Below are 14681 nucleotides of genomic sequence, written 5' to 3'. Positions count from 1 at the left end.
TCAGCTGGCCGAATCGATTTGTTAACCGTGCTTTACATGGAGCAACGAGCATGTTGTCAAAGCGTATTATCCCCTGTCTCGACGTCAAAGACGGCGTGGTGGTCAAGGGAGTGCAATTTCGAAATCACGAAGTCATGGGGGGCATAGTCGAACTGGCCCGCCGCTACGCCGAGGAGGGCGCCGACGAGCTGGTGTTCTATGACATCACCGCCTCGAGCGATGCCCGGGTGGTGGACAAGAGCTGGGTGAGCCGGGTGGCGGAAGTCATCGACATCCCGTTCTGCGTCGCCGGCGGCATCAAGAGCGTGGAAGATGCGCGCCAGATCCTGGAGTTTGGTGCCGACAAGGTCTCCATCAACTCCCCGGCCCTGGCCGATCCCAGCCTGATCAGCCGGCTGGCCGAGCGTTTCGGCGTGCAGTGCGTGGTGGTGGGCATCGACTCCTACTTCGACGCGCAGAGCGGCCAGTATCAGGTCAAGCAGTTTACCGGCGACGAGAGTCGCACCCGCACCACCGCCTGGACCACCCTGGAGTGGGTCAAGGAGGTGCAGGCCCGCGGCGCGGGGGAAATCGTGCTGAACGTGATGAATCAGGACGGCATGCGCCAGGGCTATGATCTCGAACAGCTGAAACTGGTGCGGGCCCTGTGCAAGGTGCCCCTCATCGCCTCCGGCGGTGCCGGCACCATGGCGCATTTTCTCGATGCCTTCACCCAGGCCGATGTGGACGGGGCCCTCGCCGCCTCAGTGTTCCACAAGGGCCTTATCCCCATTCCCGAATTGAAACGCTGGCTGAAAAACGAAGGAGTCGCCATCCGTGAGTAATCAAGATGTTATGAACCAGGTCCCGCTCATCGAGCGCCTGGACTGGGCCAAATGTGATGGCATGATCCCCGCCATAGTGCAGCATGCCGCGAGCGGCCAGGTGCTGATGCAGGGCTTTATGACCCGCGAAGCCCTGGAGAAGACCCAGGCCACCGGCCAGGTCACCTTCTTCAGCCGCAGCAAGCAGCGGCTCTGGACCAAGGGCGAGAGCTCGGGCCATGTGCTCAAGCTGGTCGCCATCAGCACCGACTGCGACCAGGATTCCCTGCTGATCGCCGCCGACCCGGTCGGCCCCACCTGCCACCTGGGCACCCCCTCCTGCTTCGACGCTCACCCGGTGCCGCCGCTCGGCTTCCTCGCGGAGCTGGAGCAGATCCTGGCGGCGCGCAAGGGCGCCGATCCCGCCACCAGCTACACCGCCAGCCTCTATGGCAAGGGCACCAAGCGCATCGCCCAGAAGGTCGGTGAAGAAGGTGTCGAGGTGGCGCTTGCCGCCATGGCCAAGGATCGGGAGGAGCTCATCAACGAATCCGCCGACCTGCTCTATCACCTCACCGTGTTGCTGCAAAACGAAGGGCTGGGCCTGCAAGATGTGGTACAGCGGCTGTATGAGCGCCATAACAAGTAGTCTTTGAACTGATATAAAAAAACGGGCCCGCTGGCCCGTTTTTTTATGCACCAGCGTCACCACCCTCCTCGTGGGAGGATTGACGCCTTTCAAGCCTATTTCTCAGGGATTAGCTCCGTTCGCCTGAGCGGGCTGGCGTGCCAGGACAGGCCGCGAGCATGATCCAGCCCCCTGTACAGGGAGTCGCGCTCCCCTGAGTCGGCGGCGATAATGGCGAACCGTTCTCCTATCCCCAAGCCAGGCTCAATGAACAAATTTCAGGTTTTCTCCACCCCGGCGGCGCCCGCCGCCTTCACCTTGCTCGACATGGCGTCGGCCAGCTTTCTGGCAGACAAGGCCGCCTTGCTGGCACAGGGATTCGAGGTTATCGGCGAACCCATACTGGCCGCCGATGCCCGCGCGGCGGCCGAATCCCATCGGCTCAACATGGCCGATCCCAGCCGCCCCTATGGTGGCTTCACAGCCACCGGGGCTTTTGTTTATACGCTGCTCCATGCCCCCCGGCTGTTTGGCAAGGGCAAACCGCCAAGGCGCTGACTGAAGCCGACTTGAATAAAGGCCCCTTTCGGCGCCGCACATGGGGCCTGCCCAGCAGGAATGCCCCCAAGGATAATCATGGGACACAGTCCATCGCCAGAGGCCCTATGAGCAAATACCAGTTCTTCCGCCTGGGACAAGATCCCGCCAGCGTCACCTTCCTGCTGATGTCATCCCCCTCCTTCTTGCCCGCCAAGGCGCAACTGCTTGAGCAGGGCTTCGAGGTGGTGGGGGATTACATCGAGGCAGACAACGATCGCGAGGCCCTCGACACCTTTCGCAGCGGCATGATCGAACCCTTGACGCAATACACCAAGGCCACCGAGGAGGGAGGGCTTTATTACTTCATCACCGGCCTGTGTGAGGAGCTGAGCAAGCGCATCAAGGGTGGTAAATCCCCCCGCTGATCGGCCGGGCATGACTGGCCCCTTTTACTGCTCGTCATATGCCTCCCCCCCCCCCCAGCAGAGCGCCTGCTGACCGCGCTACAATGGCCCGCCGCGGGCTTTGCACCGACGATAAAAAAACGGGCCCCTGGGCCCGTTTTTGATGGCAAACCAGCCTCACTCCAGCTGCTGGCGCAGCACGTATTTTTGCACCTTGCCGGTGGAGGTCTTGGGCAGCGGGGTGAAGATGATGCGCTTGGGGGCCTTGAAGTGGGCCATCTGCTCGCGGCAAAACGCGATGAGCTCAGCCTGGCTCAACTCCCTGCCCTCCTTGAGCTTGACGAAGGCGCAGGGCACCTCCCCCCACTTCTCATCGGGCATGGCGATCACCGCCGCCTCGTCCACGTCGGGATGGCGATAGAGCACATCCTCCACCTCCAGGCTGGAGATGTTCTCCCCGCCCGAGATGATGATGTCCTTGGATCTGTCCTTGATCTCCACGTAACCGTCCGGGTGCCAGACCGCCAGATCGCCGCTGCGAAACCAGCCTTCCGCCATCGCCTCCTCGCTGGCCGCGGGATTCTTGAGATAGCCCTTCATCACCACGTTGCCGCGCAGGAAGATCTCCCCCAGGGTCTTGCCATCCTGGGGTACCGGCTCGCCGCTGACCGGATTGGCGACGCGCATCTCCCCCTGCAGCGGTGAGGCCACCCCCTGGCGTGCCTTGAGCCGCGACAGGACAGTGGCATCCTGCCCCTGCCAGCTGCGCTGGGGCTCGCACACCACGCAGGGGCCATAGGTCTCGGTCAGGCCATAGGTGTGAGTCACCGCGATCCCCATCGCCTCCATGCCGGCGATCACCGTGGCCGGCGGCGCCGCGCCGGCTGTCATCACCTTGATGGGATGATCGAGCCCCTGCTTGAGCGCCTCATCGGCGTTATTGAGCATGTTGAGCACTATGGGGGCCGCGCAGAAGTGGCTCACCTTGTGGGTATGAAGGGCCTCATAGATGGCGCCCGCCTGAACATGGCGCAGGCAGACACTCACCCCGGCGGTGGCCGCCATCGTCCAGGGGAAGCACCAGCCGTTGCAGTGGAACATCGGCAGGGTCCACAGATAGACGGGATGCTTGGGCATCTCCCAGGAGAGCACGTTGTTGATGGCATTGAGGTGGGCACCGCGATGGTGATAGACCACCCCCTTGGGGTTGCCGGTGGTGCCCGAGGTGTAGTTGAGGGAGATCGCCTGCCACTCGTCCCTCGGCAGCCAGCCGGGCTCCGCCCCATCGCCCGTGGCGATGAAGGTCTCATAGTCGAGCTCGCTGACCAGCGCCCCCTGCTGATAGAGGGGATCGTCGATGGCGATGAGCAGCGGCGCGGCGTCGAGCAGGGCCAGCGCCTTGCCGACCACGGCGCCAAACTCCCTGTCCACCAGCAGCACCTTGCTCTGGGCATGCCGGAAGATGAAGGCCATGGACTCGGCATCGAGCCGGGTGTTGATGGTGTTGAGCACGGCGCCGCTCATGGGCACCCCGAAGTGGGCCTCGAACATCGCCGGAATATTGGGTGCTACGATGGAGACCGTGTCCCCCTCGCCTATCCCGTGCCGGCGCAGGGCGGAGGCGAGCCTGCGACAACGAGCCTCGGTCTCGGCCCAGGTGCGGCTGAGGGGGCCGTGGATCAGCGCCGGATAGTCGGGATAAACCCGGGCGGCCCGCGTCAGAAAACTCAAGGGGGTCAGCGCCTCGAAATTGGCGGCGCTCTGGTCGAGGCCAATCTCATAGATGTTCTGCTCTGTCATCGGGTTCCTTCCTCACATGTGGCACAAAGCGGGTGACATGCCGTGGCCGCACCACGGCCGGGAAACCGCGCCTGGCATCATGCGGTGGCGGGTTTCTGATGGGAATGGCAGCGTATCAGGGGCCACCGGCGGCAGGTATTAGCAAAACGTCTTAGTCAGCCTCGGACAGATGGCACAGACAGGCATCAGCACCAGATGAATTTATTTTCATATGATCAGGGGTGACGCCGCCTCATATATTTACGGTCAGAATAAACCCCCAAACAATATGCATTGACCGGGCTGCCCATGCGCTTCCTATGACATATTTACCACATGGGCATTTGTTGTTATTTATATCCATCAAAAACCAGGAAATAGTTATGACTTATTTGAATGGGGAAGGCAGAACTTAATGGTCACAGACGACCATGCCCAAGGAAATATATTCTGTGAGCCACCCCATAAAGCAGGCGCCCTTCTGTATTCATGCTCACCTCAGAGCGTTATGGTTGCTCGGTGAAACAATCTACCGGATGTTCAATATCAGGCCAGATTTCTCGCCAGAGAGTGCGCTATCGACAGTAGAGATGCGCACAGCTTGCTATGACGATGGAACCCTATCGACCCGATATTCCGCCGAGCCCAAACCTGCTTTATCAAGGAGCATTTTATGTGTGCCGAGCCGAATACGCACTCACGCAGACAATTTCCCACCGCCTTTACCATTCTGTTTCTGATCATGTTGCTGGCCATCGCCCTCACCTGGATAATTCCGGCGGGCGCCTACTCAAAACTCTCTTATAGCCCGACCAGCACCACCTTGATGGTGAATAGCCCACAAGGCGAAATAAGCCGGGTACCCGCCACTCAGGCCGAACTGGAAAAACTCAACATCAATATCGGGGTGGAGCAATTCACCAGCGGCACCATACGCCAACCCATCGCCATTCCTGGCACCTATGAGCGGCTGGCCCAATCACCCAAGGGGCTCGCCGACGTGGCGGTCAACATGGTCAAGGGCACCATAGAGGGGGCGGACATCATCGTCTTCATCCTGGTGCTCGGCGGGCTGATCGGCGTCATCAACAAGACCGGCGCCTTCAATGCCGGGCTGGTGGCGCTGTCGCGCAAGACCCGGGGCAACGAGTTCATGTTCGTGGCCCTGGTCTGCTTCGTGATGGCGCTGGGGGGCACCACCTGCGGGCTGGAGGAAGAGGCGGTCGCCTTCTATCCCATATTGGTGCCCATCTTTCTGGCGCTGGGCTATGACTCCATCGTCTGCGTCGGCGCCATCTTCCTCGCCGCCTCCATGGGCACCACCTTCTCCACCATCAACCCCTTCTCGGTGGTGATCGCCTCCAATGCGGCCGGCATCCCCTTCACCGAGGGGCTGGGCTTTCGCGCCGTCGGCTGCCTGGTGGGCACCCTGGTGGTCATCGCCTACCTCCATTGGTACTGCAAGAAGATCAAGGCCAACCCGACCTTCTCCTATACCTATGAGGACAGAGACAGCTTCCGTGCCCGCTTCCTGAAAGGGGGCGCTCTGGAAGAAGGGGTGCCTTTCACCCTGCGCCGCAAGATCATCCTGACCCTGTTCATCCTCGCCTTCCCGCTGATGGTGTGGGGCGTCTCCATGGCCGGCTGGTGGTTCCCGCAGATGGCTGCCTCCTTCCTCACCATTGCCATCATCATCATCTTCATCTCGGGCCTGAAGGAGAAAGAGGCGGTGGAGGCCTTCACCCAGGGCGCCTCCGAGCTGGTGGCTGTGTCGCTCATTATCGGCCTGGCGCGCGGGGTCAACCTGGTGCTGGATCAGGGGATGATCTCGGACACCATACTGGCTTACGCCTCCGAGCTGGTTTCCGGCATGCACGGCGCCGTGTTCGCCGTCTCCGAGATGCTGGTGTTCACCCTGCTGGGACTGGTGGTGCCCTCCTCCTCCGGGCTGGCGGTGCTCTCCATGCCCATCATGGCGCCGCTCGCCGATACCGTGATGATCCCACGTTATATAGTGGTGTCGGCCTACAACTGGGGGCAATACGCCATGCTGTTCCTGGCGCCCACCGGGCTGGTGCTGGTCACCCTGCAGATGCTCGGCATCCAGTTCAACCAGTGGGTCAGGTTCGTGCTGCCCATGGTGGGCTTCGTGCTGGGCTTTGGCGCCCTGATGCTGGTGGTGCAGGTCATGATGATCTGAGCCTGCCCCCGCCCTACAGCAATGCCCCCGCCTGCGGGGGCTTTTATATTTATCGTCTTACCCATACGTTTCAAGCAGTTGCCCAGCCATGCTCCGTCCTTGTCGCCAAAGTCAGACACCTGGTCGGCGCCGGGCTTTTTGGTGAAGTCAGGGATTGTCGTGCCTGTATGGCCATCGGCTTGTGCCGCCACGACGTTCTGCCAAGATGACCGCAAGCGTGATGAGCATCAGAGGATGCATTTCAGGAGAACTCAAAATGAACAAATCCATGTTGGCAGGTGTCGGGATCGGTATCGCCTCAGCGCTGGCATTGTCGGCGGCGGCCAGCGGATCCCTGTTTTCATCCCAGCCCCAGTTTGCCGAGGTACTGGCCAGCAAGCCGGTGACCGAGACCATCAAGACCCCCAGACAGGAGTGTCGCAACGTCACCGTCACCCACCGCAAGCCGGTGCAGGATGAGCACAAGATCCTGGGCACTGTGGTCGGCGCGGCCCTCGGTGGCGTGCTTGGCAACCAGTTTGGCGGTGGCAGCGGCAAGAAGGTGGCCACCGCCGCCGGTGCCGTGGCCGGTGGCTATGCCGGTAACCAGGTGCAGGGCAACATGCAGGCCGGGGACATCTACACCACCCAGGAGCAACGCTGCAAGACGGTGCAGGACAGCAGCACCCGCACCCTGGGCTATGACGTCACCTACCGCCTCGCCGGTCAGGAGGGCATCATCCGCATGAACAAGGCGCCGGGCGCCACCATCCCGGTCAAGGATGGCAAGCTGGTGATCGACGACGCGCAAGGCTGATAGCGCCACTGCCCCCGATAGCAACAGGCCCGCCCCTCCGGCGGGCCTTTCTAATTTATGGCCGGCACTCATTGGTGGCCGACGACCCTCGCCCGCCCAGTGATCCCTCACCTCCCCCTTGTCGCCGATTGCAGACACAGCGTCGGCGAGTCGGCGGTTGCTGTCGTCAGCCGCTGTCGCAACGGACGGGCCCTTCCCTTGAGCCGCGACGGCAAAGCGCCAACAATAGCCGCAATTGACCAATCGAACAGTAGAGAGAGTGAGATGAACAAATCCATGTTGGCAGGTATCGGCGTCGGCATCGCCTCCGCATTGGCGCTGTCGGCCGTCGCCAGCGGATCCATGTTTTCCTCCGAGCCCCAGTTTGCCGAGGTGCTGTCCAGCAAGCCGGTGACCGAGACCATCAAGACCCCGAGACAGGAGTGCCATAACGTCACCGTCACCCACCAGCAACCGGTGCAGGATGAGCACAGGGTCGCCGGCAAACTGGTCGGGGCGGCGATCGGCGGCGCCATCGGCAACCAGTTTGGCGGTGGCAACGGCAAGAAGGTGGCGACCGTCGCCGGCGCCGTGGCCGGTGGCTATGCCGGCGGCCAGGCACAGGCCAACCGGCAGGCCAATGACACCTACACCACCCAGGAGCAGCGCTGCAAGACGGTGCAGGACAGCAGCACCCGCACCCTGGGTTATGACGTCACCTACCGCCTCGCCGGTCAGGAAGGCATCATCCGCATGAACAAGGCACCGGGCACCACCATCCCGGTCAAGGATGGCAAGCTGGTGATCGACGGCACCCAAGCCTGATAGCGCCCCGACCCCGATAGCCACAGGCCCGCCCCTCAGGCGGGCCTTTTTCATGGTCTCTCAGGCAACACGCATTCGGTAAAACCCGATCCGTTTATCCTGCTGTCGATAAGCCCAACACCCATGCTGTTGGATGCCGGCCGGGTGATTGACCTCGCCCCCTTCCACATCGGGGCGAAGCAACCAGGCAAGAGCTATGGGGTAGGTATCAGGCAACATAAAAGGCCCCTCGATTAACTGCGTTATCGCAGCGTACCGAGGGTCCTTATGGGCTAGGGTTTATGGTGAATTACAGGGGAAAGCTCCAGTGTGCTGGCCTGTTTATAGAAGCCATTGTGCCCGGCACTTGATATATGTCATGGTCAACATTCCACCTTGATGATAAAAGAGTCATCAGCAGCCAAGGCTCTTGGCTCTGATATCTGCAATGCCTCTCGAACGCCCGATCACGCTCTGCTCACCAGCCCTTCGGATACACCAACAGCACATCAACGAATAAACAAGGCGTGATCAGCATTGGGATAAGCTCGCCACCACCTTGGCCGAGCGACACCAACGGCCAAAGAACACCCTCTGATTTACTGCTAGGCAGGTAGAGATGAAAGACCAGACGACACACGATACCGCCGTGAATGTCCCCGTTAAACCCCGCGCCAGTGACGGCAAAGATCTCCCATCAAGGTTTTCACTACGCAAAATCCTCGACTATGTCCTGAGCAACTTCAGCCTGACTGCACAACGCGGCTTGTTGCTGCTGTTCATTCTCCTGCTGGCCTCCCTCTTCGTTGGCCACCTGGTGTATCAACGCAACCGTATCGAAGACAATACCGCCCGCATCCTGCGCAACACGGCGTTATTGGAGGCTCAGCAGTTTGAGACCAGCATGGATGCGCTTCGTTATCAGGTACGCGTCATCGGTAACGCCATACTGCTGAACCACACAGTCACACTCGACAAGGTCGAACCTTTTTTAGTTCGGGAACTGAAACGGGACTGGCTGGACGCCGTGATCATCTTCGATGCAAACGGTGATTTCGTTGCCAAGAGCAGCGTGTTTCCACTCGAGCAAGCACTGAGCGCATCGACACTCGCCAAGGCAAGCTTCCGGGATCGGCTGCTGTTCAAGGATCTGCGCAGCCAGGAGATCACCGAGAGTCTGATTTACTGGCAGAGCCACGGACTCGATCCAGGCATCATGGGCTTCGTGATGTACCGGGCCATCCGCGACCCACAGGGGCGCTATCTGGGTGGCGTCGCCGGTTACTTCAATTCCAGCGCCATGGAGAAGATGTTCCGGAAAATGGAGCACAGCGGCCTGGATCTTGGCCCAGGTGGTGCCATGGCCGTGCTGGATCGCAACACAGCCGTTCAGCTCGCCCGCATGGGGGCTGGGGCTGGTTCAGTCATCTCCCATCCCGACGATCGACTCTTGCCTCTGATGAACTACGCCAGCGATACGGCCCAGGCGCATCACTACCTCTCACCGGTGGATGGCATCCCCCGCCTGGGGGTATTCCTCAACTTGAACGAAGGTAAATGGATACTGGCGGTGGGCATGGCCAAGCGTGACATGCTGCATGGCTGGTACCTCCAGGTTTTCTGGACCAGCTTGGCGGTGATCTTCATGGCCGCCCTGCAGTGGTGCCTGCTGAGACACATGCGAATCATTTTCGTGCAGCGCGCGCGCCTTGCCCAAGAGGCGCGCCAGGATCCTCTTACTGGCCTAGCCAATCGGCGCCGCTTCGACGAATGGGCCCAAGGCACCTGTAGCCTGGCGCAGCGTCACCGGCAACCTCTCTGTGTCATGACACTGGATCTGGATTTCTTCAAGAAGGTCAACGACAGCTACGGCCATGATGGCGGCGATGCGGTGCTCAGGTGCGTAGGCCATGTATTGCAAGGCCTGCTGCGAGGCAGCGATATCGCAGCCCGCTTTGGCGGAGAGGAGTTTGTCGTGGCCATGGCACAGACCGAACTTGAGGTTGCAAGCGAGGTAGCGGAGCGCATCCGCGCCAGCTTCGCCGCTCAGGCGGTGGAATACAATGGCCAGCAGATCCACTTTACTGCGAGCTTTGGCCTTACCCAGATGACCCCTGATGAGCTGGCAGTAAACAAAGGCATACACACCGCGCTGACCAGGGCCGACCAGGCGCTCTATCGCGCCAAGCACGAAGGACGCAACAGGGTGACCATCGCGTATTAACCGCGTTTTTTCGTTGTGCGATAGCGAGACCACAACCGCATGTCACGACAGAGGCGCAAAAAATAATGCCAGCCAGGATAAATTGGCTGGCATTACCACTGGTGGTAGTCGTCGTTATGGCTCGAATAAATCAGGCTGAACCCGTCGCCGCAATAGCATTCGCTGCTCTTTGAGGGCCCTGGGTTCGATTAGCGAAGCCTAATCAGACGTGCGCGGCAGCTAACAAAACGGCGGATCTCCCCGCCGTTGCTATTTATACCAACCTTGCACCGTCGCCGGCCGCTCCAGAGCGGCCAGATCTTCCCGTCCAATGAGGAGATTGATCGCCAGATCCAGGGCTAATTTAAGGAAAAGGGAGTAAGACGTGAGACATTCTGATCATATTCAGATATGCATTGTTAGAGGGCGAGGCATAAAGACATTCATTACAACTACAGAGGGATAATTAAAGGTATACCGCAAATGCAGAGGAATGGTCCCTTGGTGGCTTGTCCCTTATGGACAACGTGACACCTTTCCAAGGCATGGTTAAAACATCTCCAAGCTATAGCACTATTCTAAACAGCTATTCAAAAAGTCCGTATTGGCTGTTTATGTGACATTTACCCCTACTTCCTGCACCAACACTGTTGCATTACAGCATAAGTTCAATGGCATTATTTTTAAACTCCAGCCCGATTCAGCTTATATCAAGGTTGCCATACATTTTATTTTTATCTCGGTAATTAATGTTGATGTTGTCATCTGTTGTTAACAAAGACGGCTTAAGGTTTAACTGACCAAATTATCCTTCTACTGTGACATGGTTTTAAAATGGAGTTTTGGGAATGAAAATAAAACATTTATCCAATATCAGGCTGCTATTGCCTATGGTGTTTCTGATTATTGTCACAGGGTGCAACAATAGTAATGACAGTGAAGAACCTGAGGCTATTACCCCCTCTGAGCCCAATGATGTACGTTGCCCGCCTTGATCGTTCGCTTATCCATTTTAGGTGAAATTTAATGTCAAAACATATAGATAAGAGCCGCCGTGACTTTATAAAACTATCTGGCGCCAGCGTGGCTGCTGTGGCCACCTCCAGCATGTTCTATCCCTCGATTGCCAGAGCGCTAAGTATCTCTGCCAATAATGTGCAGGGTTCGATCATGGATGTGGAACATATCGTGGTGCTGATGCAGGAAAATCGCTCATTCGATCACTATTTTGGAACTATGTTGGGAGTCCGTGGCTTTGGCGACCGTCACCCGATACCAACGGTGAATGACTCTGTGTGGTGGCAGGAGTTCAGGAGTGATGAAAATAATCGTCTACTGAGCCCTTATCATCTCGATAGTCGTATCGGCAATGCCCAGAGAGTCAATGGTACGCCCCATTCGTTCAATGATGCTCTGGATGCATGGGACAATGGACGCATGGATAGTTGGCCGACTTATAAAGAACAACAATCCATGGGGTATTATACCGAGACGGAAGTGCCATTTCAGTTTGCCTTGGCCAATGCATTTACCGTTTGTGATGCATATCATTGTTCCCTCCATGGTAGCACCAATCCCAACAGACTATTTTTTTGGACGGGCACCAATAATCACCCCGACGATCCCAACCCGCCAGCCATTAATAATAACTTTGACTCACTGGGTAAATCCGATGAAGGTTATCAGTGGCGTACCTACCCTGAGCGGTTGCAAGAGGCAGGTGTCAGCTGGAGGGTGTATCAAAACCTGCCGGATAATTTTACCGATAATCCATTAGCTGGATTTGTGAATTACCGTATAGCCAATGAGCAACGCGGCAATCAGCCCAATGGGGCACCTTATCCGGCTTGGAAACCTGAAGATGATCAGTTCATTCCGCTGCTTAAGGGAGTGAGCAATACCATGCCAGATCGTGGCTTTCTCGACGCACTCCGCGAGGATGTGGCGGCGGGCACTCTGCCACAGGTCTCCTGGATTGTGGCACCAGCGGATTTCTCTGAACATCCGGGGCCATCGAGCCCTGTCCAGGGAGGCTGGTATACGCAGGAGGTGCTCGATGCTCTGACGTCAGATGAGGAGCTGTGGAGCAAAACGGTGCTGATCATCAACTTTGATGAGAATGACGGCTTCTTTGATCATTTGCCCCCTCCTACCCCGCCAACCTTGCTGGATGGCGAGATCCAGGGGGGCTGTACCCTGGATACGCGCGGTGAGTATCATACCGATAATCGCCCCTATGGTCCCGGCCCCCGGGTGCCAGCACTGATCGTATCTCCCTGGAGTCGCGGAGGCTGGGTTAACTCCCAAGTATTTGATCACACCTCTGTATTGCGTTTTATCGAGGCCCGGTTTGGCGTGGAGGAGGAGAATATCAGCCCCTATCGCCGTGCGATTTGCGGCGATCTGAGCTCGGCATTCAACTTTAACAATCCCAATGATGAACAGTTACCCAATCTGCCCAAGGTAACCAAGGCACAGGCCAACATCCTGGTGAGACAGCAGCAGAAGCTGGATCAGCTCAGTCCGCCGGCAGAGGATCAGCAACAGGTCCCACGCCAGACCATGGGGGTGCGCCCGTCACGCGCCTTGCCCTATGAGCTGCATGTCAATGCAGAGCAGTACAGCGATCGCCTCAGCATCAAAATGAGCAATACCGGCGAGCAGGGGGCGCTGCTCCATATTTATGACAAATTGAAGCTGGATGCGGTGCCACGCCGTTATGCACTCGCCAGCCAGGAAACCATGGAAGATGATTGGTCGGTCTCAACTTCTACCGGATACGATGTCTGGTTGATTGGTCCAAATGGCTATCACCGCTCCTTCACGGGGGCTGGGGATGAGGAGAGCAAGGCGCGGGTAAGTGTTTGTTATGATCTGACGCAGCCGGCCTTGTTGCTCACCCTGACTAACTTGATGGATGAGCCGCTGACGCTGACACTGGACAACAGTGTCTATCTTGGTGGCGTGATGACACTGGAGCTGACACCTAATCAGGTGTTGGATCAGCGTGTCGAGCTAGCCGGTCAGGGCAATTGGTATGACGTCACGGTGCGCTATGGTGAGCACTGGCAGCGGCGTTATGCTGGCCGTATCGAGACCGGGCAACATGGTGTCTCCGATCCCATGATGGGGATCTGATCCGCCGGCTTTGAGGCGGGTTGCAGGCTCAAGTCAACAGAGAGGTGCCCGTCACAAGATAGGCACCTTTTTTCACTTTGGCAGGCGAGCAATTACTACGGTATCTGTGCTTTTGTGTGACAGGGCCGCAGGCTAGATTAGCGAAGTGTCACCGGACATTAGCGACAGTTAACAAAACGGCGGGTTTCCCCGCCGTTTTTAATCTTCCAATCATCACATTGTTTCATGCCGAGCTACATAGAAGGGCACGACCTCGGCGTTCAAGGCCAACAATGTCCCCCTCCAACTCGAACTGAACATGGTGCTCGCCTCAGAGCTCCCGGGCGGAGCGGCCCATCAGCACCACAGGGTCGAGGGTGACTTCCAGGGTGCCGTTGCTGACCCAGAGCTGGCCATCCGAGATGGTGCAGGTGAGGTGCATGGTGCGCTCCACCATGGCGGTCAGCGGCAGGGTCTGGCTGTCGGAGAGTTCGATCACGCTGAGGTTGTCATGCTGGCTCAGCTTGCCCTGATTCTGCTTCCACCAGACGCTGGTGCCACGACCACCGTACAGATAGAGCACCACCTGGCGGGAGCGGTTGCACGCCTTCTTCAGCCGCTTCTCGTCGGGCTGACCCAGCTCGATCCAGAGTTCGATTTCGTCGGAGTAGTTCTTGCACCAGAGCTCGGGCTCGTCATCGGCCGAGAGCCCCTTGGTGAACTCCAGCCGCTCGGCGGCGTGCCAGGCGAAGGCCGCCAGCCGGATCATCATGCGCTCGTCGGTCTCGGAGGGGTGACGGGCCAGGGTGAGGGAGACATCTTGATACAGATTGCGGTCCATGTCGGACAGACTGAGTTGGGCCTTGAATACGGTTGCCTTGAGAGCCATAGAAACCTTGATACCTTGAAGAGGCGAACGCGCCGGAAAACTGCGCGCCAGTGTAATCAAAATCGGCGCCGGGTTCGACCACCTTGGCAAAACAGTTCGGCCTGGAGGCAGGTGGCTGGGGGCAAAAAACAAATGCCAGTCCGAAGACTGGCATTTGGCAGTATGAACGACAGAAGTGGATCACTTCTGGGCGGACTGGACCCCGAAGGCGTTGAGCAGCACACAGCAGGTAACGGCTACGGCCACAAATCCGCTCAGGAAGATAAAGGGCATGACCCCGTACCCCAATACAGTCCAGATGGTTTGTTCAAGCAGACTCATTGTGTGTCCTTCATCCAGTGAAACCAGTGTCCCTTTCGATGGCGGGTTGTCTCCCCGCTCCTGATAAGGCTATTTGACCCCAAAGGCGGTCCGAGTCCTATGCCACCAAAGTAGTAAATAGGGCACTTGTTTGCGCCAGATCAATAATTTAGCCCCATTCTGGCCGGGCAAGGGTGCCCCCGACCCCGCGCTCGACCCCTTAATGAACACGCTTGGTC

At 58.4% G+C, this 14681-nt stretch carries 12 protein-coding genes; 9 read left to right on the top strand and 3 right to left on the bottom strand.

Annotated elements, in window-relative coordinates; genetic code table 11:
* Positions 1 to 50 precede the first annotated feature (50 nt).
* The 4 genes from hisF (at position 51) to AACW18_RS08280 (ending at position 2396) form a co-directional block, all read left to right on the top strand.
* Positions 51 to 824, top strand: a complete 774-nt coding sequence (gene hisF / locus AACW18_RS08295; RefSeq protein ID WP_218291461.1) for an imidazole glycerol phosphate synthase subunit HisF — start codon at positions 51 to 53, stop codon at positions 822 to 824.
* Positions 817 to 1452, top strand: coding sequence for a bifunctional phosphoribosyl-AMP cyclohydrolase/phosphoribosyl-ATP diphosphatase HisIE (gene hisIE / locus AACW18_RS08290; protein ID WP_371317022.1), 636 nt, complete (start codon positions 817 to 819; stop codon positions 1450 to 1452). Before hisF ends, hisIE begins: the two co-directional genes overlap by 8 nt.
* A gap of 246 nt (positions 1453 to 1698) precedes the next feature.
* On the top strand, positions 1699 to 1989 hold the full coding sequence (locus AACW18_RS08285) for a hypothetical protein (protein ID WP_218388323.1): 291 nt from the start codon (positions 1699 to 1701) through the stop codon (positions 1987 to 1989).
* 107 nt (positions 1990 to 2096) lie between these two features.
* Positions 2097 to 2396, top strand: coding sequence for a hypothetical protein (locus AACW18_RS08280; protein ID WP_218388322.1), 300 nt, complete (start codon positions 2097 to 2099; stop codon positions 2394 to 2396).
* Positions 2397 to 2552: 156 nt separating this feature from the next.
* Here the strand turns inward: AACW18_RS08280 and AACW18_RS08275 are convergent, their stop codons facing one another.
* Positions 2553 to 4175 (bottom strand): acyl-CoA synthetase, encoded by a 1623-nt coding sequence (locus AACW18_RS08275; protein ID WP_218388321.1) that lies wholly within the window; start codon positions 4173 to 4175, stop codon positions 2553 to 2555.
* 652 nt (positions 4176 to 4827) lie between these two features.
* Here AACW18_RS08275 and AACW18_RS08270 point away from each other — a divergent pair.
* The 5 genes from AACW18_RS08270 (at position 4828) to AACW18_RS08250 (ending at position 13274) form a co-directional block, all read left to right on the top strand.
* Positions 4828 to 6354: a YfcC family protein gene (locus AACW18_RS08270; RefSeq protein WP_218388320.1), complete on the top strand. Its 1527-nt coding sequence runs from the start codon at positions 4828 to 4830 to the stop codon at positions 6352 to 6354.
* Positions 6355 to 6610: 256 nt separating this feature from the next.
* Positions 6611 to 7150 carry a glycine zipper 2TM domain-containing protein gene (locus tag AACW18_RS08265; RefSeq protein WP_218292122.1) on the top strand — a complete coding sequence of 180 codons (540 nt, stop codon included), beginning with the start codon at positions 6611 to 6613 and terminating at the stop codon, positions 7148 to 7150.
* Between the two features lie 264 nt (positions 7151 to 7414).
* Positions 7415 to 7954 (top strand): glycine zipper 2TM domain-containing protein, encoded by a 540-nt coding sequence (locus tag AACW18_RS08260; protein WP_256351780.1) that lies wholly within the window; start codon positions 7415 to 7417, stop codon positions 7952 to 7954.
* Positions 7955 to 8552: 598 nt separating this feature from the next.
* Entirely contained in the window at positions 8553 to 10157 is a 1605-nt protein-coding gene (locus tag AACW18_RS08255) for a sensor domain-containing diguanylate cyclase (RefSeq protein WP_218292123.1), read from the top strand.
* 1005 nt (positions 10158 to 11162) lie between these two features.
* Complete coding sequence (locus tag AACW18_RS08250) at positions 11163 to 13274, top strand: phosphocholine-specific phospholipase C (protein WP_218329213.1); 2112 nt, start codon at positions 11163 to 11165, stop codon at positions 13272 to 13274.
* Between the two features lie 310 nt (positions 13275 to 13584).
* Here the strand turns inward: AACW18_RS08250 and AACW18_RS08245 are convergent, their stop codons facing one another.
* Positions 13585 to 14142, bottom strand: a complete 558-nt coding sequence (locus tag AACW18_RS08245; protein ID WP_218292125.1) for a YaeQ family protein — start codon at positions 14140 to 14142, stop codon at positions 13585 to 13587.
* A gap of 180 nt (positions 14143 to 14322) precedes the next feature.
* Positions 14323 to 14463 (bottom strand): TIGR02808 family protein, encoded by a 141-nt coding sequence (locus tag AACW18_RS08240; protein ID WP_084228413.1) that lies wholly within the window; start codon positions 14461 to 14463, stop codon positions 14323 to 14325.
* Positions 14464 to 14681 lie beyond the last annotated feature (218 nt).

It is taken from the genome of Aeromonas sp. sia0103 (assembly GCF_963895295.1).
Lineage (GTDB): Bacteria > Pseudomonadota > Gammaproteobacteria > Enterobacterales > Aeromonadaceae > Aeromonas > Aeromonas encheleia.
Note: the sequence above shows the minus strand (reverse complement) of the source record. Positions and strands in the feature narration are given on the sequence as shown.